The 21,686-nt window shown below is 67.0% G+C and carries 17 protein-coding genes; 4 read left to right on the forward strand and 13 right to left on the reverse strand.

Translation table 11 applies throughout. The annotated features are described in order from the left end of the window. Nucleotides 1-2: 2 nt before the first annotated feature. Together ICJ04_RS09605 and ICJ04_RS09610 are read left to right on the forward strand one after the other, a co-directional pair. A complete protein-coding gene (locus ICJ04_RS09605) occupies nt 3-635 on the forward strand; it encodes an OmpA family protein (RefSeq protein WP_188327277.1) in 633 nt (210 codons plus the stop codon). After that, a complete protein-coding gene (locus ICJ04_RS09610) occupies nt 625-987 on the forward strand; it encodes a DUF2894 domain-containing protein (protein WP_188324060.1) in 363 nt (120 codons plus the stop codon). Before ICJ04_RS09605 ends, ICJ04_RS09610 begins: the two co-directional genes overlap by 11 nt. A gap of 187 nt (nt 988-1,174) precedes the next feature. On the opposite strand, the gene ICJ04_RS09615 is transcribed toward ICJ04_RS09610, so the two are convergent. Both ICJ04_RS09615 and ICJ04_RS09620 read right to left on the reverse strand, forming a co-directional pair. Beyond that, nucleotides 1,175-1,921: a SapC family protein gene (locus ICJ04_RS09615; protein ID WP_188324061.1), complete on the reverse strand. Its 747-nt coding sequence runs from the start codon at nt 1,919-1,921 to the stop codon at nt 1,175-1,177. 115 nt (nt 1,922-2,036) lie between these two features. Then, nucleotides 2,037-2,309, reverse strand: coding sequence for a hypothetical protein (locus ICJ04_RS09620; protein WP_188324062.1), 273 nt, complete (start codon nt 2,307-2,309; stop codon nt 2,037-2,039). A 275-nt stretch (nt 2,310-2,584) separates the two neighbouring features. On the opposite strand from ICJ04_RS09620, the gene ICJ04_RS09625 reads away from it, so the two are divergent. Next, a complete protein-coding gene (locus tag ICJ04_RS09625; RefSeq protein WP_188324063.1) occupies nt 2,585-4,789 on the forward strand; it encodes a TonB-dependent siderophore receptor in 2,205 nt (734 codons plus the stop codon). Between the two features lie 327 nt (nt 4,790-5,116). Here ICJ04_RS09625 and fusA read toward each other — a convergent pair whose 3' ends face one another. The 11 genes from fusA to ICJ04_RS09680 form a co-directional block, all read right to left on the reverse strand. Then, entirely contained in the window at nt 5,117-7,144 is a 2,028-nt protein-coding gene (fusA, locus tag ICJ04_RS09630; protein ID WP_188324064.1) for an elongation factor G, read from the reverse strand. 402 nt (nt 7,145-7,546) lie between these two features. After that, the gene (locus tag ICJ04_RS09635; RefSeq protein WP_188324065.1) at nt 7,547-8,308 is read right to left on the reverse strand and encodes a heme ABC transporter ATP-binding protein; all 762 of its coding nucleotides are present in this window, start codon (nt 8,306-8,308) and stop codon (nt 7,547-7,549) included. Beyond that, a complete protein-coding gene (locus ICJ04_RS09640; RefSeq protein WP_188327278.1) occupies nt 8,305-9,309 on the reverse strand; it encodes an iron ABC transporter permease in 1,005 nt (334 codons plus the stop codon). Before ICJ04_RS09640 ends, ICJ04_RS09635 begins: the two co-directional genes overlap by 4 nt. A gap of 53 nt (nt 9,310-9,362) precedes the next feature. Further along, a complete protein-coding gene (locus tag ICJ04_RS09645; RefSeq protein ID WP_188324066.1) occupies nt 9,363-10,436 on the reverse strand; it encodes an ABC transporter substrate-binding protein in 1,074 nt (357 codons plus the stop codon). 54 nt (nt 10,437-10,490) lie between these two features. Next, the gene (locus ICJ04_RS09650; RefSeq protein WP_188324067.1) at nt 10,491-11,867 is read right to left on the reverse strand and encodes an ATP-binding protein; all 1,377 of its coding nucleotides are present in this window, start codon (nt 11,865-11,867) and stop codon (nt 10,491-10,493) included. A 121-nt stretch (nt 11,868-11,988) separates the two neighbouring features. Beyond that, complete coding sequence (locus ICJ04_RS09655; protein ID WP_223202844.1) at nt 11,989-12,909, reverse strand: alpha/beta hydrolase-fold protein; 921 nt, start codon at nt 12,907-12,909, stop codon at nt 11,989-11,991. Between the two features lie 581 nt (nt 12,910-13,490). After that, nucleotides 13,491-13,892: a fluoride efflux transporter CrcB gene (gene crcB, locus ICJ04_RS09660; protein ID WP_188324069.1), complete on the reverse strand. Its 402-nt coding sequence runs from the start codon at nt 13,890-13,892 to the stop codon at nt 13,491-13,493. Further along, nucleotides 13,892-15,187 carry a replication-associated recombination protein A gene (locus ICJ04_RS09665; protein WP_223203063.1) on the reverse strand — a complete coding sequence of 432 codons (1,296 nt, stop codon included), beginning with the start codon at nt 15,185-15,187 and terminating at the stop codon, nt 13,892-13,894. The genes crcB and ICJ04_RS09665 overlap by 1 nt, the downstream gene beginning before the upstream one ends. 144 nt (nt 15,188-15,331) lie before the next feature. Then, complete coding sequence (lolA, locus tag ICJ04_RS09670; RefSeq protein WP_188324071.1) at nt 15,332-15,970, reverse strand: outer membrane lipoprotein chaperone LolA; 639 nt, start codon at nt 15,968-15,970, stop codon at nt 15,332-15,334. Nucleotides 15,971-16,049: 79 nt separating this feature from the next. Beyond that, entirely contained in the window at nt 16,050-17,993 is a 1,944-nt protein-coding gene (locus ICJ04_RS09675) for a DUF3857 domain-containing protein (protein ID WP_188324072.1), read from the reverse strand. A 69-nt stretch (nt 17,994-18,062) separates the two neighbouring features. Next, nucleotides 18,063-20,420, reverse strand: a complete 2,358-nt coding sequence (locus tag ICJ04_RS09680) for a DNA translocase FtsK (protein ID WP_188324073.1) — start codon at nt 20,418-20,420, stop codon at nt 18,063-18,065. Between the two features lie 254 nt (nt 20,421-20,674). On the opposite strand from ICJ04_RS09680, the gene trxB reads away from it, so the two are divergent. After that, nucleotides 20,675-21,646 carry a thioredoxin-disulfide reductase gene (trxB, locus tag ICJ04_RS09685; RefSeq protein ID WP_188324074.1) on the forward strand — a complete coding sequence of 324 codons (972 nt, stop codon included), beginning with the start codon at nt 20,675-20,677 and terminating at the stop codon, nt 21,644-21,646. Nucleotides 21,647-21,686: the final 40 nt, after the last annotated feature.

The following is a 21,686-nucleotide window of genomic DNA, read 5'->3' on the forward strand; positions in this document are numbered from 1 at the left end:
GCCTGCATGACGAACTGGAAGACGAAAGCAGCACCCCCATCTGGGCGGCGTTCGGCGACCTGATGTCGGTGCTGCTGGGCGCGTTCGTCCTGATCCTGGTCGGCGTGGTCGCGATGCAACTGGAACTCACCAGCCGGTTGGACGCAGAGGTAAAGCAGCGCGAAGCCGCCGAGCAGACGCTGGAGCAGGCGCTGGCCGGCCCCTTGGCGGGCGGGCGGGTGACGCTGGTGGATGGGCGCATCGGCATCAGCGGGAATGTTCTGTTCGCACTGAACTCCGATCAGTTGCAGCCCGAAGGGCGCGAGGTACTGCGCAGCCTGGCCGGACCGCTGAAAGGCTGGCTGGCGCAGCGCCAGGACATCCTGATGGTCAGCGGCTTCACCGATGACCAGCCGGTCCACGCCCACAACCGCCAGTTCGCCGACAACTGGGAGCTGTCGGCGCAGCGCTCGCTTACGGTTACCCGGACGCTGATCGCCGAAGGCCTGCCCGCATCTGCGGTGTTCGCCGCGGCCTTCGGCGCCGAGCAGCCGGTCAGCTCCAATGCGGACGAAGCCGGCCGCGCACGCAATCGCCGGGTGGAAATCGCACCAATGCCGCGACCCGGCGCGAAGGCGCCCACCGATGGCCACTGAGCAGGACGTGCAGGGATTGGCGGGCCTGGTCAGGCGGCTGGACGAAGCGTCAGCGTCCGCCGCGCACTATCCGCACCTGCCTGCCTTGCAGCCGCTGCGCGATGCCTGGCAACAACTGCACGCCGACAGCCGCCTGCGCATCGCCTTGCAGCAGACCCCCGCCGAAGGCGGCCCGCTCAATTCGGCCGTCCTGGTGCACCGGATGCTGGACACGATGCACGCGCTGTCGCCAGCGTACCTGCGTCACTTCATCGCCCACGCCGACACGCTGGCCTGGCTGGAACGCTTGCCACCGGCCAACGCAGCAGCCACCAAGCGCCCGCCCCGCAAGCGCGGCAAAGCCGAGCGGTAGAGCCGTGTGGTAGAGCCGACTTTAGTCGGCTTACGGACACCAGCCGACTGAAGTCGGCTCTACCAGGAGCAGAACAGCGCCGCGCCGCGCCGCATGTATCCCACCCACGCATCAGCAGCACCGTGGACGCCCGGGAGCATTACAATCCGGGCGCCCCGTCCATCGGGACGCCCGCGCCGTCCCGCGATCACGCGTCGCGCTGTGCCTGCAAACGCGTCAGGTCAGCAAAACGGGACAGCGACATCAGGTGCTGGTGCACCAGGCCCAGCCAGCCATTGCGGTGCCATTCCAGCACCACTGCATCGGGCAGCGCCTGCAGCTTTTCCACGTCCACCACACTGAAGCCCTGCAGGGTCAGCTCGCGGCCGTTCGGCAGGCGCACATTCGCATTGCGCACGGCCAGCAGGTCGTGTTCGATCAGCGCCTTGGAAAACGCCTGGGTGCGATCATGCTCGCCCGTGAAACGGCCACAGAATTCCATCGCCTGCTGCAACAGTTCGCTCGGCTTGCCGTCAACGAACAGCGCTTCGCCTTCCGTGCCGCCCTTGACCAGGCGATCACTGTCTTCGTCCACACCGAGCACGAAGTTCTGGCTGCCGTCGGTGTCGATGAAGATGAAGGGATGACGGCGCACGTAAGCGGGCACGTAGGTATCCGGCTCCCACTTGCCATCGGTGATGAAGAGGTTGGTTTCCGTGACACCCGTGGCGGCCATCGGCACCGCGCCGGGGCCAGCGAACAGGATCGGGAAGTGATGCAGCGCCAGCGAGAACTCGCCGACGATCAGCGGGATCGCATTGCTCTTCGCCGCAAAATCCAGCTTGCCCGGCAGGATGCGCAGGTCACCGTGGATATCGGACTGCAGCGGCACCGGGCGGCTGTAGAACAGGATGTTGCTGCCTTCTGCGGGCGGGGTGTCGTTGCCGGTCGTCATCGTGGAATGCCATCTCTACTCGTCGCGCCAGCCATCCCGGGCGCGCATGCGGGTGGAACTTCAATCCCGCATTATCAACAAGCCGTGTTGCAATCACCACCCCGTCACGAATGACTCATTTCAGCTGCAGCGGATAACGCTGCCACAACACGTGCACGAGGAAGCCGGTGAGCTCGGCATCCTTGCCGCGGATGGACGAGCGGATCTTGTCCAGCAGCACCATGTCACTGCACTTGCGCACGTCGGCATGATTGGCCTGGCCCGCCCGACGTGCGCGGTAGCGCGCCGCGCGCTGCGCATCGCTCATCGCATACCCGAATTTCGGCGGCCTGCCCCGTTTGCGCGGCAGGGACAGTTCAAAGGTGCCGGGGTCTTTATCGTCGCGCATGCGGGGGGACAGATGAAACGGCCGCGCACTTTATCGTGAGGCATCACTTTAATCCAGCTTTTTCGTCACGAATCCGCTTGATTTCAGGCGTCTCGCGACTGTTTTTCAATCGCCTCCACATACGTCACCCATCGCCAGCTGTTATTGATGCGAATGCTTCTTGATTGCATCTCTGGCTCGGTGGCGTTACGCTGGCTGTCACCTTCATCAACCGCAGGGCCCCGCGCACCTGGATCTGCCTGATCCGTGCGGCGCCGGCCGGCACACGCACGCCCATGACCCAGACCGCACGCGCCCCGCTCTCCTCTCTTTCATGCCACCCGCTCGCCCTCGCCTGCGCGCTCGCCGCGTTCGCACCCGCTGTCCACGCGCAGCACGGCAGCGCTACCGAGCTGGATGCAGTCCGTGTCAACGCGTACCGCGCGGCGAACAGTGTCAGCAGTGCCACGAAAACCAGCACGTCGGTTGCCGAAACACCGCAGTCCGTGTCGGTGATCGAACGCGCCGAGCTGGATGCGCGCGGGGTGCAGTCGCTCAACGATGCCATGCGCTACGTGGCCGGCGTCAGCCTTGAGAGCTCGGGCATCGACAACCGCGTCGACGATTTCCGCATCCGTGGCTTCGATGCGGGTAGCTGGGCGAACAACGTGACCCTGGACGGGATGCGTGCACCGCAGGGCAGCCAGTGGAACCGCAGCATGTTCGACAGTTGGAACCTGGAGCGCGTGGAAGTGCTGAAGGGACCGTCTGCGGTGATGTACGGCCAGGTCGCACCCGGCGGCATGGTCAACCAGGTCAGCAAGACGCCGCAGCCGGACCAACGTCAGCAACTGCGACTGGGGCTGGATGCGCACGGTCAGTACAGTGCAGCGTTCGATGTGGGCACCGGCACCGACGATGATGCGCACCTGGTGCGCCTGGTCGGCCTGTATCGCGACGGCGACACGCAGATCAAGTACACCGAGCAGCAGCATTGGTTCCTGGCGCCGAGCTACACCTGGCAGATGGCCGAGCGCACGCGCATCACTTTGCTGGGCATGTATCAGAAGGACGACGGCGGGTCGACCTACCAGTTCCTGCCGATGGACGGCACGCTGCGCGCCACGTCGCAGGGGCACATGAAGAACACGACCTTCATCGGCGAACCGGACTGGAACACCTTCAACCGCACCCTGTGGACAGCAGGCTGGATGTTCGAGCACGCCTTCAATGACCAGGTGACCTTCAGCCAGAGCGCGCGCCGCACGCACGTGGATTCCCTTTATCGCGGCGTAGTGACCAATGGCGCACTCAACGCCGACGGCCGCACGCAGGCACGACGCGCCACCTACGGCACCGGCGATTCCGATGGGGACACCTTCGATACGCGCCTGCAGGCGCGCTTCACGACGGGCAACGTCGACCATGTCGCGCTGCTGGGCTGGGACTGGCAGCGTGCGGACTGGGAGGGCGTGCGCGGCGCGATGAGCAGTCCGCGCCCGATCGACATCTTCAACCCGGTCTACACCGGCTACGTGCCGCAGGTCACCTCACTCAGTCCCACCGAGGGCAGCAATCGGCAGAGTGGTGTCTACCTGCAGGACCAGCTTGCGCTGGGCAACTGGCGGTTAACGCTGGGAGGGCGCTACGACTGGACCAAGGACGACGCATCGAGCGCGACACGCAATCCGGTCACCGGCGCAACGGTCACGCAACCGCGCAGCGTGATCAAGAATGAAGCATTCACCGGCCGCGCGGGCCTGCTGTACGTGTTCGACAACGGGCTGACGCCGTATGTCAGCTATGCCGAATCATTCCAGCCCTCCTCCACCAGCCCGCTGAACAACTTCGCCGGGACTGCATTCGATCCGGTGACGGGCACCCAGTGGGAGGCGGGCATGAAGTACCAGCCCGCTGCGATCGATGGCCTGGTCACGCTGTCTGCGTTCGACCTGCGCCAGCAGAACCTGCTCACCCAGGATCCGGACCCGAGCCACAACACCTGTGGCGCCACCGCCAATGCGCGCTGTTCGATCCAGGACGGTGAGGGGCGGGTGCGTGGCGTGGAACTGGAGGGACGCGTGACGCCCTTCGAAGGCTTCAGCCTGATCGGCGCCGCTACGTGGATGGATTCGGAGATGACCCGCTCCGACCAGTACCAAGGCAAACAGCTGATCATGGTGCCGGACTACACCGCCTCGTTCTGGGCGGACTACACGTTCCGTGGCGGCGCGCTGGATGGCCTCAGCCTTGCCGCGGGCACACGCTACAACGGGCGCAGCTACGGTGACAGCGCGAACCTGTACCGCATTCCCGGTTACACCCTGTTCGACGCGGCCATCCGCTACGACGTGGGCCGCATCGGCACCAGCGATCTGCAGCTGGCGTTGAACCTGAGCAACCTGGCGGATCGCCGCTACGTTTCTACCTGCACCACGGTGTCATCGTGTTATTACGGCAGCGGCCGCACGGTGATGGCGACCGCACGTCTGGGTTGGTAACAGCAGAAGCCGGTTGTTCGTTCCGGCCCCGCGATGTCGGACACAGGCCGCGCTGCGCGCTCGCCGACCATGGGTCGGCGCTACCGATGCAGCACCGCGCTGTAGCTACCCGGTAGCGCCGAGCCGTGCTCGGCGGCCTTTCGTTCCGGCGCCGCGATATCGGACACAGGCCGCGCTGCGCGCTCGCCGACCATGGGTCGGCGCTACCACTGCAGCGCCCCGGCGATGGCCAATGCGTGCCGCGCTGTGCGCTCGCCGACCCTGGGTCGGCGCTACCCCCGGGCACAAAAAAAAGGGGCGGCCGTGGCCGCCCCTCAGTTCCTTTCCTCATGCTGCCGGCGCGTAGCCATGCAGCTGCATCGTGCTGCTGGCGCGCCCCTGGCTGAGCGAGCGCAACGCGTTGCTGTAGCCCGCCAGTCGGGCCAGCGGGGCCAATCCGCTGACCTGCGATCGACCGTCCTGCTCGTCGATCGCCTGCACCCGGCCGTGGCGCCGCTGCAGGTCACCGACCACGTCGCCGACCGTCGTGGCAGGTGCCAGCACCTCAAGCGCCATCAGCGGCTCCAGCAGTTGCGTGCCGGCCTGCAACAGGGCGGACTTCACCGCCTCTGCGCCAGCGCGATGGAACGCCTGCTCGGACGAGTCCTTCGCATGGGTCTGGCCGTCAAGCAACACGACGTCCACCCCCACCACCGGGTGACCCTGTGGCCCGCTTTCCAGCGCCACGCGCACGCCCTGCTCCACTGCCCGGATGAAGCCACGCGGTATCGCGCCGCCGACCACGCGGTCGATGAACACCACGGCATCGTCGTCGCGGGGACGCAGGTCCAGCACCACGTGGGCAAACTGGCCCTGCCCCCCACTCTGCTTGACCACACGGCCCACCATGCCCAGCACCTCGGCGGCCGGCTTTTCCAGGTAGGCCACCCGGGGCTGGCCCACCCGCACGTCCACCTTCCACTCGCTGCGCAGGCGTTCGATCATCACCTCCAGGTGCAACTCGCCCATGCCCCATACCCGCGTTTCACCGCTGTCCTGATCGGTTTCCACGCGGAACGACGGATCTTCCTGGGCCAAGCTGGCCAGCCCTTGGCTGATGCGCAGCAAGTCACTGGCCTGCACCGCTTCCAGCCGCCATGCCAGCACCGCCGGCTGTGTCTGGATGGCTTCCAGCACCAGCGGCTGCTCCACCGCCGACAACGTCTCGCCGCTGCTGGCGTCCTTCCAGCCCATCACCGCGACGATATCGCCGGCCTGCGCATGGTCGATGTCGTGCAGCTGGTCAGCCTGCACCCGCACCAGCCGCCCTACACGTCGTGAACCGACGCGGGAGCTGGCGACACGGTCGCCCACCCGCAGCGTGCCGGCGTACACGCGCACGAACGCCAGCGCGCCCTGCTGCGGATGCGTGACCTTGAACAGCAGCGCGGCCAGCGGCGCCTGCGCGTCGGGTAGCACGTCCACCACCGATTCGCCCTGGCGGGCAGTCACCGCAGGCCGGTCCAACGGCGAAGGCAGGTAATCCACTACCGCATCCAGCAGCGACTCGATGCCCTTGCCCTTGAACGCAGCACCGGCGAGCACCGGCACCCCAGCGCCGCGTACGGTGATCCGTCGCAGCGCCGCGCGCAGCGCTGCATCGTCCACCGCAGCGCCCTCCAGCCACGCATCGGCCACGCCGTCATCGAGCTCCGCGACGGCCTCGACCAACGCATCGCGCGCTGCCCGCCACGCCACGGCCTCCACGTCCGTCCAGGGTCGCCGCTGCAAGGTTCCTGCAGCGTCCCAGTGCAGCAGCTGGCGATCCACCAGATCGACCCAGCCAGCGAAGTCGCCTTCAGTGCCGACCGGGATGCCCAGGGGCAACGGACGTGCGTGCAGGCGCTCGGCGAGCTGCTGCACCACGCGATCAAAGGACGCGCCGACTCGGTCCATCTTGTTGACGAACGCGAGCAGCGGCACGCCATGCCGACGCGCCTGCCGCCATACGGTTTCAGACTGCGGCTGCACACCGTCGACGGCCGAGAACACGGCGACCGCACCGTCGAGCACGCGCAATGAGCGCTCCACTTCGATGGCGAAATCGATGTGTCCGGGGGTGTCGATCAAGGTCAGGCGATGTGCCGGCAGATCGCGCGGCGCCCAGTGCGCCTGCACGGCGGCCGCGCCGATGGTGATGCCGCGCTCGCGCTCGATCGCCGAAAAATCGGTGGTGGCCGCCCCGTCGTGGACTTCGCCGACGCGGTGGATCTGCCCGGTTTTCCACAACAGGCGTTCGGTGAGCGTGGTCTTGCCCGCGTCGATGTGCGCGATGATGCCCAGGTTGCGGCGCAGCGAAAGGGTGTGGGTGTTCATGGTGGAGCTCCTGCTGATGCCAACCACAAGGAACCGCGTGTCCCGGTTGGCGGCAGGACACGCGGCTAGCGTTCGGTCTCGGCGATCTGGTGCATGGCACGTTCTCCTTCGTGGGTGCGGCGGTTGAAAACAAAAAAAGCGCCCGGTTGGGCGCTCTGCTGGGGGTCCAAGGGCGACCGGTATGCGGTCAGCGGCCTTGCAGTCCACCGGGCAGACGCCCCCGTTCCGCGCAGGCGCGGAGCAGCAGGTGAAACGTCAGCAGCGGAACAGCGTTCATTGGACGGGCCAGCGAATGAAATGGAAGAGAGGCGCTAGTGTGCGCTTGTTCGCGCTGGAAACAAGCGCTGATTGAATGCACCAGCAGAACACTGCAACGGATTACAGGGCATTCGATCGATCTGGCTACACCACCACGACCAGCGGCACCGGCCGCCGTGGGTGTTGCAGCACCAGCACGTCCTGCTGGTACACGCGGCGCAACGTGGATTCGGTCAGCACATCGGCAGGCGGCCCATCCGCCGCCACGCGCCCCTGCTCCAGCAGCACGATGCGATCGGCATAGCCTGCGGCCAGATTGAGGTCATGCAGGACCACGATCACGCACGCCCCGGCATCGGCCAGGCCGCGGACGGTTCGCAGCGTGCGCTCCTGATGGCGAAGGTCGAGCGCGGCCGTCGGCTCATCGAGGAACAGCACCGGCGTGGCCTGAGCCAGCACGCGCGCGAACGTCGTGCGTGCGGACTCCCCGCCGGAGAGCTGCTGCACCTCGCGCTGGCGGAGCGGCTGCAGCTCGGCCGCATCCAGTGCAGCCTCTACCTGGCGTGCATCGTGAGCAGGCTCGGGCGGATGCGGCAGGCGCCCCATCGCCACGACCTCTTCCACGCTGAAGGCAAAGCGCACGGCATGCTCCTGTGGCATCACCGCACGCTCGCGCGCCAGCGCGCCGGCCTGCATCGCCTGCAGCGGCCTGCCATGCAGCAATACCTCGCCCGAATCGGCCTGCAGGTCGCCGCATGCCACGCCGAGCAGGGTGGACTTCCCTGCCCCGTTCGGCCCGACCAGCGCCGTGACGGTGCCGGCCATGAACCCCAGGTCGACCGCCGCGAGGATGGCCCGCTGCTGGCGCACGACGCCCACGTTGCGAAGGGTCAACAGCACGCTCATACGCCTCCCTTGCTGCGCCGCTGCATCACCAGCCACAGGAAAAACGGCGCCCCCAACGCAGCGGAGAACAGGCCAAGTGGAATTTCAGATGGCGGATCCAACGTCCGCGCGATGGTGTCGGCCACCACGATCAGCAATGCACCCAGCACGCCGGACAGTGGCAGCATCCAGCGATGTCCCGGCCCCACCAGCAGCCGTGCCACGTGCGGAACAATCAGGCCGACGAAGCCGACCGAGCCGGCGAACGCGACGGCGGCACCGACCAGCAGCGCACTGAACGCCACCAGCCGGCGACGCGTCCGCGCCACATCCAGACCCAGATGCTGCGCCTGTCGCTCCCCCAGCGCCAGCATGTCCAATGGCGTGGCAAGCCGCAGCAGGCACACCACTCCGATGGCGAACAGCGGCACCACCGCTGCCACATCGGCCCAGTCCGCGCTGGCCAGCGAACCCAGCTGCCAGAACACCAGCGACTGCAGTTGCGCCTCGCTGGCGATATACGTGAAGAAGCCGATCAACGCCGAGCAGAACGCTGCCATCGCGATACCGACCAACAGCAGGGTCGCATTGCCGTCACCCCGGCCGGGCCGGGCAAGCAGGTACGTGATGCTGATCGCCACCGCGCCCCCCGTGAACGCAGCCAGTGGGATCACCCATCCGCCCACGCTGGCCGCGCCGAGCACGATGGCCGCGACCGCGCCCAGGGCCGCGCCCTGGCTGACACCGACGATCCCCGGATCGGCCAGCGGATTGCCGAACAAGCCCTGCAGGCTGGCACCGGCCATCGCCAGCGACGCCCCCACGATGGCACCCAGCAGCACGCGCGGGATCCGCAGTTGCCACACCACGGCCACATCGCGCGCGCTTACCTGTGCGGCATCCACCAGACCCAGCTTCACCCCCAGCGCCTGCAGGACCTCCATCGGCGGCAGGCGCAACGGCCCGACAGCGAAGGACGCCAGCACCGCCGCCAGCAGGGCGATGAACACCACCACAAGCATCAGCTGGCCACGTCGGCGTCGCCGGTCCGGCGGCAGCTGGAACGACATCACGGTCATGCCGGCGGAAGCGCCGCCAGTGCCCGCGCCAGCACCAGCGCGCCTGCCCCCGAGCCCACGCTGGTGTACTTCAACTGCAGGTCCGGCATCACCCACACGCGTCCGGCCTGCCCGGCCGGCGTCTGCTTGAGCGTGGGATAGGCCTTCCACAGACCGTCGGCACCGCCGAACAACTGCAGGTCATGCGCGGTGACCAGAATCACCTCCGGCGCAGACGCCAGGACACCTTCGTTGCTCAGCGCGGAAAAATTGGCCACACCCGCTTCGGTCCCGATGTTCAGGCCGCCCGCCAACGCGATGAGCGTGCCGGAGGCACTGTCTGCACCGGCCACGGTCGGATTGCCGCCAGCGCCGGTAGCCGATACGTGGATGACCCGGGGCCGACGCGTGCTGGCCGCGGCGATCGCGGCGGCTTCTTTCAGCTGTTCTTCCACCGCACGCGCCAGCACTGTACCGGCCTCGGCGCGCCCCACCGCGGCGGCCACCTTGCGCACCTTGTCAGGCGCCGGCTGCAGATCGTCGATGATCACCGCATCCTGCCCCACCGCACGCAGCTTGTCCGCCAGATCGCCATGACGGCGCAGGCTGTTGCCCAGGAACAGTGACCCGCCGAGGCTGAGCACGCCTTCCACGCCCGTAGTGCGATTGAACAGGAAGCGATGGGGCGCGGACCGGCCCGCATCGGTCGTCGCGTTGGTCGGTGCGGCGAATATCTGCGCGCCCTGCCCCAATGCCTCGATCACCGCGATGATGTCATCGCCGCCCGCGATGATGCGGCTGGCATCGTCGACCTCCACCTCCACACCGTCGTCGGACCGGACCCGGGCCGGCAACGTCGCCTCGCCCGCCGCCACCGACGGGACGCGCTCGCCGCCGATCCGTTGCCAGCCGCGCGGCAGCACGGCGGAAGGGTCCGCCTGCTTTTCCGGCGCGGCGGAAGGCGTTGCAGCCGCCTGTACGGCGACGTCGGCCTTCGCCGGCTCGCCACTTCCGCTGCAGCCACTCACGGCAAGGGCGACTGCCATCGCCATGGCCAGCGTCGAAGCGGATCGGGTGATCGGATGGTTCATGCAGGGGCTCCTGGACGGGGCGACACGTGGCCGCCCCGTCGATACGAGTGCAGGTTACGGTTGGCGCAGCGCGATGCGGGTGATCCGGTCACCGTTCGGATCGTCGGCGCCCTTGGATTTGTTCACGGCGAAGACATTTCCCTTCCCGTCGGCACGCACGTGGTTGGGGAAGGTGCCGCCATCGAGATTGCCGACTACCTTTCCATCGACATCCACCACCGTCACCGTCCCCGCACCGCGATTGCTGACGTAGGCCAGCGCGGACACCGGATCGAAGGCGACGTTGAGGGCGCCGGCACCCACGGCGACATCGTGCAGCACCTTGCCTGCCGCCACGTCGACGATCAGCAGGTTGTCACTGCCCTGCGAAGCGACGAACAGACGCCCTGTCTTCGCATCGTAGGCCACGCCGGACGCACTGGCCGCATTGCCCAGTGCGATCACCTTGTCGACCTTGCCGCTGGCCACGTCGATCACCGCTGCTTCGGCGGTACCGATGCTGACGGTGAACAACTTGCCGGCTTGTTCGTCGAGCACCAGGCTCATCGGCACGAACTTGCCCTCGTCTTCGCCGGAGGCCAGCGTGATGGGGGGCAGCGGCGCGAGCGTTCTGGCATCGAAGACCGACAGATGGTCCTCGCCAGTTGCCGACGCGAAGACCTTGCCATGCACGCTATCGACCACGACATCGCGCGCGTGCGGCACCGCGCCGACATCGAACTGGCGGACCAGCGACAGATCGGCCTGCCGATACACGGCGACCGTATCCTGCCGCGTGTTGGTCACCCACACGGTGCCGTTGGCATCATCCACGCCGACGCCGTACACCGCGTAGACACTGTCCCCTTTGCCGCCGGGCACCTTCGCCGGGGTGATGGTGTTGAGTAACTTCAGTGAAGCCGGATCCACCTTCAACAACTGCGACTGGGTCACCGGCGGGCGGCCCACGGCCGAGGTCACGAAGATCGCGTTGCTGGCCGCGCTGTACGCGCTCTGGTACAGGCCCTGCACCAGCTTGTTGGACGCCGAGCTGAAGCGATCCTGCCCGCTCAGTGCCAACTGCGGTGACACCCGCAGCGTGGCGACCGCCGCGGCCGCCGGACCCGTTGCGCGTGCGACCAGGGGATGCTGGCCCGGCACGGCGTCGTCTGGAATGAGCAGCTCGGTCTTGAACTGGCCGTTGCCATCCACCGTCAACGGCACCGAGGTCAGCACCGTGTCGCCACGCAGCAGATCCACCCGCTGGCCTGGGACGAAATCGCTGCCGATGATCTCTGCCTTGCCGCCCGCTACGGGGTTTTCACTGCGGGCGGTGAGCTTGCCCTTGAAGCCATTGGCCGGTGCATCGAACACGGGCTGTGCGGATACAGCGACGGCGAACAGGATGCCGGCGGCGAGGATGCTGGTGCGAAGCGGAGTACAGAGGGTCATGACAGGCTCCTTGCAGGGGTGCGCCGTCTGGGCGCAGGGTGTCATTGCCTGGGCGGTTCGCCTGCCATGCGCAGGATGCCTGGGCAGGGTGGTCTGCGACGGGGTCGCCGCAGGCCGGAAATCAGGGGCGTGCGGGGTCACCGCTGTGATCGGCGATACCGTACAGCGCGGACAGCGCGGCCTTGAACGAGGCCGGCAACATCGGCCCGTGGCCCAAGCCCGGAAACTCGCGATAGCGCACTTCCAGACCCGGTTGCGTGGCAAGCCGACCGGCCAGTGCATGCGCGGCATCCGGCGGTGCGCCACCGATACGGCGCAGGTGCGCGACCACGCGCGGGTTGTCCATGTCGCGCACCCCGCGGTTGCCGGTGCGCTCATCCCCACCCAGCATCACCCACAGCTGGGCGGACTGGCCGGCGCGGTTTTCGCTGAACTGCGTTTCCATGTCGCCCAGCGGTGCACCTTGGCTCCACCACAACGACGGACTGGCCGCGATGTACTGCTGGAACGCCGCGGGCCGGGTGTACAGGCTGCTGAGCACGAACAGCCCGCCCAGCGAATGCCCCCACAGTGCTTGCTGCTGCGCATCCACGTTGGCGCGCCGCGCGACCTCGGGTTTGATCTGGCGCTCGATGACGTCCTGGAACGCGAACGCGCCGCCGCCGACGACCTGCGCGGTGCCGTTTTCATCGTCGGCGCGGTCGATCCAGGCGGTGTAGTCGCGGGTGCGCTGCAGCGAATCGATGCGGCGCTCGTTGTCATAGCCGACCAGCACCAGCACCGGCGGCGCCTTGCTGGCGGCGAGCTCGGTCAGCAGCGGCGAGTCGAGCACCATCGCAACGGCATTGCCATCCAAGGCATAGAGCACCGGAGCGGGAGTCGCACTGGCCTTCAACGGGATCGCGAGATTGACGCGCCAGTGGCGCTCCCCGTCCGGACTATGGACCACGAACCGTTCGAAACGGTAGCTGGCTGAGGGAGCATCGAGCACGGTCCGGCCCATCATCTGATCGGGATTGCGCTGCTGCGCCTGCACGGACATCGCGGCAGCGAGGCCGAATAGGCAGCACGCGGTGAGCAGCACAGCGCGTTTGAGAAAGGACGTGCGGTGGAACATGGGGGCAAGGCTCGCAACAGGTGCGCCGGCACCGGCCGGTGTCCGACAAGGCATCGAACGCCTCGTACGCCAGTCTATCAAATGCGAATGGTTCTCGCTTTCGCTTACGCAACGCCCGAGCACGTCTGACGGCCAGCGGCCGTCACTACCGGTGAAACGGCCTGCACCCGGTAGCGCCGAGCCACGCTCGGCGAGCGCGCAGCGCGGCGCCTTTGTTTCTCCGCCGAGCACGGCTCGGCGCTACCCGGGCGTTGCATCCCGATCACCGTCAGCCGGTCGGCCCAGACGGTAGCGCCGAGCCATGCTCGGCGAGCGCGCAGCGCGGTGCTTTTGTTCCCCGCCGAGCACGGCTCGGCGCTACCCGTGCGTTGCATCCCGTCACCTTCAGCCGGGCAGCCCACCCGGTAGCGCCGAGCCACGCTCGGCGAGCGCGCAGCGCGGCGCCTTTGTTTCTCCGCCGAGCACGGCTCGGCGCTACCAGGGCGACGTGCCCCACGATTGCGCCCTCACAGCGCCCGCGCGGACTCCGCCAAGCGTGCACCCAGCCACACCAGGAACATGCCGCCGACCACGCTGACGCCCAAGTACAGCGGCACCAGCGCAGCCCGATCATTTCGCGCGAACACCAGGGTTTCCAGCATCAGTGACGAGAACGTGGTCAAGCCACCCAGCAGCCCGATCACCAGGAACGCGCGCAACAACATCACGTTGCCCCCACGCTGCTGCAGCCACACCAACAGGTAACCGGCAACGAACGCGCCGATGAAGTTCGCCGTCAACGTGCCCCACGGAAATCCCTGCCCCACACTGCGCAGCAGGGCATCACCGATCAGGAACCGCAGCGCCGACCCCAGTGCGCCGCCGGCCATCACCAGTCCCAGCTGCTGCCACCACAGGCCACTGCCCATCAGCTGTCGCCCTGCCCCACGTCCTGCTTGCCCGCCCGCGCCTGCTCGCGCTGCGCGCGCAGCCGGTCCAGCTTTTCCTTCAGCTTGATCTCCAGCCCGCGCGCGACCGGCTGGTAATAGACGCGCTCGCCCATCGCATCCGGGAAACCCGTCTGGTCCAGCGCGATGCCGCCCTCCATATCGTGGTCGTACTGGTACGTCGCGCCATAGCCCAGGTCCTTCATCAGCTTGGTCGGCGCATTGCGCAGGTGCAGGGGCACCTCCAGCGTGCCCGATGCACGCACGTCGGCGCGCACCTGGTTGAAGGCGGCATAGCCGGCGTTGGATTTGGCGGTGCTGGCCAGATACAGCACCAGCTGCGCAAAGGCGAGCTCGCCCTCCGGGCTGCCCAGACGCTCGTAGATATCCCACGCCTCCAGCGCCATCGACTGCGCACGCGGGTCGGCCAGGCCGATGTCTTCGATCGCCATGCGGGTCAGGCGACGCGCCAGATACGCAGGATCGCACCCGCCATCCAGCATCCGCGTCAGCCAATACAGCGCCGCATCGGGGTTCGATGAGCGCACCGATTTATGCAGCGCCGAGATCTGGTCGTAGAACTGTTCGCCGCCCTTGTCGAAGCGACGGGTGCGGTCGGCCAGCACCTGCACGAGGGTCTGCGGGGTGATCCGGCCGCCCTCGTCCACGGCCAGTTCGGCAGCGATTTCCAACAAGGTAAGCGCACGCCGCACGTCACCGTCAGCCGCCGTGGCGATCTGCAGCAGCAGCGCGTCATCGACCTCGATGCCCTCGGTGCCCAGGCCACGCTCGCTGTCGGCCAGCGCACGTTGCAGTGTCTCCACGATGTCCTGCGGCGACACGCCTTCCAGCACGTGCACGCGACACCGCGACAGCAACGCCGAGTTCAGTTCGAACGACGGATTTTCCGTGGTCGCGCCCACGAACAGGATCGTGCCGCGCTCGATGTGCGGCAGGAAGGCGTCCTGCTGGGTCTTGTTGAAGCGATGCACTTCGTCGACGAACAGAACGGTGCGGCGCCCTTCGGCGAACCGCTGCGCCGCTTCGGCCAGTACCTGGCGCACCTCGGGCAGGCCGGACAGCACCGCCGAGATGGCACGGAACTCCGCGTCGGAATACTGCGCCAGCAACAAGGCCAAGGTGGTCTTGCCGCAGCCCGGCGGCCCCCACAGGATCATCGAGTGCACGCGTCCGGACTCGACCGCACGACGCAACGCGCTGTCCGGCGCCAGCAGGCGCTTCTGCCCGACCATCTCATCGAGCGTGCGTGGGCGCATCCGCTCGGCGAGCGGGCGCAGATGATCCCGATCCACGCTCAGTAGATCAGGGCCGGGAAATGAAGAGGTACGTTGTCTGGCCACACGCCTATTGTAAGGCCACGACCCTGCACGCGCCGAGCAGGGCCCGGCGCGCGGGCGCCATCATTCGCCGATGACGTCGGTGCCAGCGGGCGGCGTAAAGGTGAACGTGCCGCGTGCGAACGTCGGGTTGCGCTTCCAACCGCTGAAGCTGATCTGCGTGCGCTGGCCGACGGCATCGGTGATTTCCATCCGCGCCAGCCCCTGTGCATTGAAGCCCAGGGCGGCGAACTGGAAGCTGGCCTCGGTTTCACGCTTCGGCGTCAACGACAGCCACTGCAGCCCATCGCGCGGCGCCGCTTCTTCGCTGACATCGTATTGCTGATCCAGCAGGGCCGGATTGATCAGCGCAGTCAGCGGGCTGTTCTGTTCTTCCTTGCCCTGCGCGCGCACGGTGGCCTGCTCCAGATCGGGCTCATACATCCACACCTTGCTGCCATCGGCCACGATCTGCTGCACGTGCGGGCGCTGGTACTCCCAGCGGAACAGGCGCGGCGCGGACAATGCGACGCGGCCACTGGTGGTTTCCTTCACCTTGCCACGCGTGTCGAATACCTGCTGGCTGAACTGCCCATCCAGACCCTTCAGGCCGGTGGTGAAGGTTTTCAGCTCATCGCGTGCACCTGCCCAGGCACTGGTCGAGACCAGGCACGCAGCGGCAAGCACGGTGGTGGCAAGGGAGCGTCGGATCTTGGCGTGCATGTCGAGTTCCAGGAGAACGTGGAAGGATGAAGTGGAGTGTGCCCGGCATATGCTGAATGGGCGATCCATGGTGTCGTGGTCAGCCTGCGGCCGGCACCCGACCGTAGACGATCTGCCCGCGGAAGCCGCGACGTACCTGCTGGAACAGCTCGCGGAACGCGGCGTAGTCTGCGGGCTGGCACAGCGCCTCGTCGCCACGGACGGCATGTTGCTGCAGCCGGTGGCGGGCTACCACCTGCTGGCCATCGCGCTGCCACTGCACCGAATAGCGTCCGGCGGCGTTGCTGAAGTCCTGCGCGGCAGGCAGTGCGATGAGGGGCACGCCGTCCGGCAACCGCACGCGGTAGGTCTCTTCGCGCAGGCTGGCGTCGCACTGGAACGGCGTGGCGTTGTCCGGCGCCGACGTCGCGGTGTAGGCGTCACGGAAGGATTCGGCCCCCGGCGGGTCGGGCAAGGTCATGCCGCCGACCAGGTTGAAATCCACGTAGTCGCTGGCGCTGAAATCGAAGACGTAGTTGAACCGCTGCTGCAGGTCCTGTGGGTCACCCTGCAACTGCAGACGGCCCTGCCCGTCGAAGCCAGAGGCGGCCATCATCGTGGCTTCGGCGCGCGCGCGGTTCTGTGCGTTCAAGCGCACGAACGACGCACGCATGCCGATTTCCGCACTGTCGCCGGGTTGCAGCCGGGTCTGGCCACGCAGGTTTCCGGCTCGGTCGAACACGAAATCCGCCTCGAACGCCATGCCGTTGCGCACGTCGTCGTTGGCCGGCGTACGCGCAAGCGTGGCCGGGCGGGTCAACAGCACGGGCGCACCGAGGTCGCCATCGGGCAGCTGCCCGGAGCGGGCCCACGCACTGGTGGAATCGAGATAGAGATCAAGCGAGGGCACATAGGTGATGGCGTGATTGAAACGCCCCAAGGTGGGCACCGCCGGCAGGGTCGGGCCGCCGGACGCGCCGATCAGCACCGCCGTGCTGTCGATGCCCTTCGCAGCCAGCAGCGCTTCCAGGATCACCACGTGGTCCTTGCAGTCACCGTAGTGGTTGTCCAGCACGCTCTGCGCACTGTTGGGCTCCAGGCCCCCGTTGCCGAGGTAGACGGCAACGTAGCGGATGTTCTGCGCCACCCAACGGTACAGCGCATCCACCTGCGCGCGGCGGTCACCGATGCCGGCCGTCAGCTCGTCGGCCAGCGCCTGCAGGGCCGGCGTCACCGTCGCTGCACTGCCCGCTTTCAGCTGGTAAGCCCGCGCCATCTGCGGCCAGTCCGCGTATGTGCTGGCCATGATGGTGGGACTGAACTCCCATGGCGACGCCGTCCAGTTCTGTGCCGGCAGTGAGTAGCTGCGCGCATAGCTCCACTCCCAGCGCGCGAGCCCGGCGCGCACCGTCGGCCGGTCGCTGCCCCGCACCCCGTCGCTGCGCACCTTCATCGCCAGGCCGGCCGGAGCGCTCAGGGTGACCCGCGCGTCTTCGTACTGGTTGAAGACGCTGAAGGTTTCCCACAGCCCGAAGTAACCGGGGAAATACGGCTTCTGCTGCGTGCGGCGGGTGGCATAGACCACGCGCGAGCCGGGTGCCAGGTTGGGGAACACGATCACCCGCACTTTGCGGTCGGCGTACATCGCGGCCGACGCACTGGAGTAGCTTTCCTGGGTATAAATGCGGTCGGCCGGCACATCGCGCCGCTGCCCGTCCGCGGTCAAGGTGTAAGCCTCCAGCACTTCCAGGCTTTCCATCTTTTCGCTGTAGCTCAGCCGAACCTGGCTGAACTGATCGACCGCGCTGCGCGTCTTCAGCAGGATGTCGTAGTGCTCGGTCTGCGTGTTGCTGGAGTCGGCGCTCACCACGTAATCGGCGCGGTAGCGGGCGAAGCTGAAATTGTTGCTGGCCTCGGCCGGCGCGGTACCCGGTGCATCAGCCGCACGCGAAGTGGGCGCTGGCACGACCGGCGCGTCTGCCGCGAAGGCGCAGCAGGCAGGCAGCAGCAAGGTTGCCAGCAGTCCGTTGCGGAGCAGTGCCATCGAATTACCCGTCTACAGAAGGATGAAAGAGGGACGGGGTGACCACCCTGGGTCGTCACCCCGCCGGGATCATTTCGGCGGCGGCGGCGCCAGCACGGTGCGGTCGCCGTTGTGCTCGGGCGAACTGACCACGCCGGCCGCTTCCATCGCCTCGATCAGGCGCGCAGCGCGGTTGTAGCCGATTTTCAGGCGACGCTGCACACCGGAAATCGAGGCGCGGCGCGTCTCGGTAACCACGCGCAACGCCTCGTCGTACAGCGGATCGGACTCATCGCCGGACGATGCGGTTTCCGGCAGGCCACCGGCGCCGACGACCACGCCATCGCCCATCGTCTGCACTTCGTCCAGCACCCCGTCGATGTAGTCGGCCGGGCCCATCGCCTTCAGGTGCTCCACCACGCGGTGCACTTCTTCGTCGGACACGAACGCACCGTGCACGCGGTCCGGCAGGGCGGTACCCGGCGGCAGGTACAGCATGTCGCCGTGCCCGAGCAGCGTTTCCGCGCCGGACTGGTCGAGGATGGTGCGCGAGTCGATCTTCGAGCTGACCTGGAAGGCGATGCGGGTCGGGATGTTGGCCTTGATCAGACCGGTGATGACATCCACCGACGGGCGCTGGGTTGCCAGGATCAGGTGGATGCCGGCGGCACGCGCTTTCTGTGCCAGCCGGGCGATCAGTTCTTCGACCTTCTTGCCGACGATCATCATCATGTCGGCGAATTCGTCGATGAAGATGACCACGAACGGCAGCGTCTCCAGCGGTCGCGGCGCCTCGCCCAGCTCCGGGTTCGGCTTGAACAACGGATCCATCAACGGCTGTCCCGCGTCCTGTGCGTCCTTGACCTTCTTGTTGAAGCCGGCCAGGTTGCGCACGCCCACCGCGCTCATCAGCTTGTAGCGGCGCTCCATCTCGGCCACGCACCAGCGCAGGCCGTTGGCGGCCTCCTTCATGTCGGTGACCACCGGCGCCAACAGATGCGGAATGCCCTGGTAGACGCTCAGCTCCAGCATCTTCGGGTCGATCATCAGCATGCGCAGGTCTTTCGGGCTGGCCTTGAACAGCAGGCTGAGCACCATGGCGTTGACCGCCACCGACTTGCCCGAACCGGTGGTACCGGCGACCAGCAGATGCGGCATGCGCGCCAGGTCGGCCACCGTCGGGCGACCGGCGATGTCCTTGCCCAGCGCCAGGGTCAGCGGACTGGGCGATTTGTCGTATTCCTTCGAGCGCAGCAGTTCGGACAGGAAGATCATTTCACGGGTGACATTCGGAATTTCCAAGCCGATCACCGACTTGCCCGGAATCACATCGACCACGCGCACGGACTTCACCGACAGGCCGCGGGCGATGTCCTTGTCCAGCGTACTGATCTGGCTGACCTTGATGCCCGGCGCCGGTTCAATCTCGAAACGGGTGATCACCGGGCCCGGATAGGCCCCCACCACCACCGCATCGATGCGGAAATCCTTGAGCTTGAACTCGATCTGCCGCGACAGCGTCTCCAGCGTCTCTTCGTCGTAGCCCTTCGGCTGCGGCTTGGGATCATCCAGCAGCGCCAGCGGCGGAAGATCCGAACCGTCGCCATTGACCCCCTGGAACATCGGAATCTGGTTGTCGCGCTTGGCGCGATCACTCTTCTCGATCACCGGCTCCGGACGCGGCTCGATCTTCACCGGCTCGCGCTTGGCGCGCACCTCGGCGTCGACCTTGCGCACTTCCTGGCGCTCCTCACGCAGATCGCGGGTCTGCTTCCACTCGGTGGCCTGCTCTTTCTTCTTTTCCAGCAGCGGTGCCAGCGACATCACGCCCTTGCCGATCTTCTCCATCACCGACAGCCAGGACAGCCCGGTCGCCAGGGTGATCGAGGCCAGCAGCAGCACCAGCACGAACAGGTTGGCGCCCAATGCCCCAAACCCCACGCTGAGGGAGCTGGCGACCAGCTTGCCGAGGATGCCGCCGGCCGAGGCTACTTCCGCACTGAACAGACGCATGTGCAGGAATCCGGTGCCGGCGATCAGGAACCCGACCAGGCCGACCAGCCGCAGGGCGGGATCCAGGTCGTTCTCGCCCTTGGCCTCGCGCTTGAGACCGAACATCGCGAACCAGGCCAGCGCGCCGAGCAGCAACGGCAGCAGGAACGCCATGTAGCCGAACAGCTGCAGCAGCACATCGGCGATCCACGCCCCGGCGCGGCCGCCCATGTTGTGCACCGGCGCCACGATGCTGCCCGTATGCGACCAGCCCGGATCAGTTGCCGAGTAGGTGAACAGACTGGCAACCAGATACAGCAACGCCGGCGCCACGGCGATCAGCCCCAGGTCGCGCCACAGGCGCTGACGGGTGGGATTGCTTTCAGACGGAGACGGATCGCGGCGACGGGGCTTGCCTTCGGCCGATCGGCTGCGTTCGGGGACCTGCTTCGCCACCTTGGACACTACCTTTGGAATACGCTGTTAGTGGTTGATAATAAACGAAGCGCGTCGATTTTCCGTCACCCTCGGCTGACGGACGCGTGGCCAGGGTCGGGATGGGCCGCCTGCAAGGCGGAGGACATCAGGCGCATCGCCGCGTTCCAGCCAGCGGGTTGAATCCCCCTGCCCCTGCCATCACTCTATGACCTGCCCCCAGCGCGCGCAAACCGCCGCCGCGCCTTGATCCCCTTACCTTTTCGCGAGTCTACATGAGCACCACGCTGCCTTCCCGCCATCAGAAGCTTGTCATCCTCGGTTCCGGCCCGGCCGGCTGGACCGCCGCAGTCTATGCCGCGCGCGCCAACCTGAAGCCGGTGGTGATCACCGGCCTGCAGCAGGGCGGCCAGTTGATGACGACCACCGAGGTGGACAACTGGCCGGGCGACGCCCACGGCCTGATGGGCCCGGACCTGATGACCCGCATGCAGGCACACGCCGAGCGCTTCGAGACCGAGGTCATCTTCGACCATATCCATACCGCCGACCTGTCGCAGCGCCCGTTCAAGCTGATCGGTGACAGTGCCGAATACACGTGTGATGCGCTGATCATCGCCACCGGCGCGACGGCGAAGTACCTCGGCATCCCGTCCGAAGAGACCTTCAAGGGCCGCGGCGTATCGGCCTGCGCCACCTGTGACGGCTTCTTCTACCGCGACCAGGACGTGGTGGTGGTCGGCGGCGGCAATACGGCGGTTGAAGAGGCGCTGTACCTGTCCAACATCGCCCGCAAGGTCTACCTGGTCCACCGCCGCGACACGCTCAAGGCGGAAAAGATCATGCAGGACAAGCTGTTTGCCAAGGTGGCTGCAGGCAAGATCGAGACCGTCTGGCACCATCAGATCGACGAAGTGCTGGGCAACGACGCCGGGGTCACCGGCGTCCGGGTGAAGTCCGTGCAGGACGGCAGCACCCGCGACATCGAGGCCCACGGCTTCTTCGTCGCCATCGGCCACCACCCGAACACCACCCTGTTCGATGGCCAGCTGGCGATGAACCACGGCTACCTGGAGATCCGCTCGGGACTGGGCGGCAACGCGACGCAGACCTCGGTCGAAGGCGTGTTCGCCGCCGGCGACGTGGCCGACCAGCATTACCGCCAGGCCATTACCTCGGCCGGCTTCGGCTGCATGGCCGCGCTGGATGCCGAGCGTTATCTCGACGCGCAGGGTAAAGCGAGCTGAGGTACGCCGCCGATGGAGTCGACCGCAAGTCGACTCCACC

Source organism: Stenotrophomonas sp. 169 (assembly GCF_014621775.1).
GTDB lineage: Bacteria > Pseudomonadota > Gammaproteobacteria > Xanthomonadales > Xanthomonadaceae > Stenotrophomonas.

What these genes read in the sequence shown, in the direction of transcription:
- ICJ04_RS09610 (WP_188324060.1), top strand. Translation starts at nt 625, where the DNA reads ATGGCCACTGAGCAGGACGTGCAGGGATTGGCGGGCCTGGTCAGGCGG.
- ICJ04_RS09615 (WP_188324061.1), bottom strand. Translation starts at nt 1,921, where the DNA reads ATGACGACCGGCAACGACACCCCGCCCGCAGAAGGCAGCAACATCCTG.
- ICJ04_RS09620 (WP_188324062.1), bottom strand. Translation starts at nt 2,309, where the DNA reads ATGCGCGACGATAAAGACCCCGGCACCTTTGAACTGTCCCTGCCGCGC.
- ICJ04_RS09625 (WP_188324063.1), top strand. Translation starts at nt 2,585, where the DNA reads ATGACCCAGACCGCACGCGCCCCGCTCTCCTCTCTTTCATGCCACCCG.
- fusA (WP_188324064.1), bottom strand. Translation starts at nt 7,144, where the DNA reads ATGAACACCCACACCCTTTCGCTGCGCCGCAACCTGGGCATCATCGCG.
- ICJ04_RS09635 (WP_188324065.1), bottom strand. Translation starts at nt 8,308, where the DNA reads ATGAGCGTGCTGTTGACCCTTCGCAACGTGGGCGTCGTGCGCCAGCAG.
- ICJ04_RS09640 (WP_188327278.1), bottom strand. Translation starts at nt 9,309, where the DNA reads ATGCTTGTGGTGGTGTTCATCGCCCTGCTGGCGGCGGTGCTGGCGTCC.
- ICJ04_RS09645 (WP_188324066.1), bottom strand. Translation starts at nt 10,436, where the DNA reads ATGAACCATCCGATCACCCGATCCGCTTCGACGCTGGCCATGGCGATG.
- ICJ04_RS09650 (WP_188324067.1), bottom strand. Translation starts at nt 11,867, where the DNA reads ATGACCCTCTGTACTCCGCTTCGCACCAGCATCCTCGCCGCCGGCATC.
- ICJ04_RS09655 (WP_223202844.1), bottom strand. Translation starts at nt 12,909, where the DNA reads ATGTCCGTGCAGGCGCAGCAGCGCAATCCCGATCAGATGATGGGCCGG.
- crcB (WP_188324069.1), bottom strand. Translation starts at nt 13,892, where the DNA reads ATGGGCAGTGGCCTGTGGTGGCAGCAGCTGGGACTGGTGATGGCCGGC.
- ICJ04_RS09665 (WP_223203063.1), bottom strand. Translation starts at nt 15,187, where the DNA reads ATGCGCCCACGCACGCTCGATGAGATGGTCGGGCAGAAGCGCCTGCTG.
- lolA (WP_188324071.1), bottom strand. Translation starts at nt 15,970, where the DNA reads ATGCACGCCAAGATCCGACGCTCCCTTGCCACCACCGTGCTTGCCGCT.
- ICJ04_RS09675 (WP_188324072.1), bottom strand. Translation starts at nt 17,993, where the DNA reads ATGGCACTGCTCCGCAACGGACTGCTGGCAACCTTGCTGCTGCCTGCC.
- trxB (WP_188324074.1), top strand. Translation starts at nt 20,675, where the DNA reads ATGAGCACCACGCTGCCTTCCCGCCATCAGAAGCTTGTCATCCTCGGT.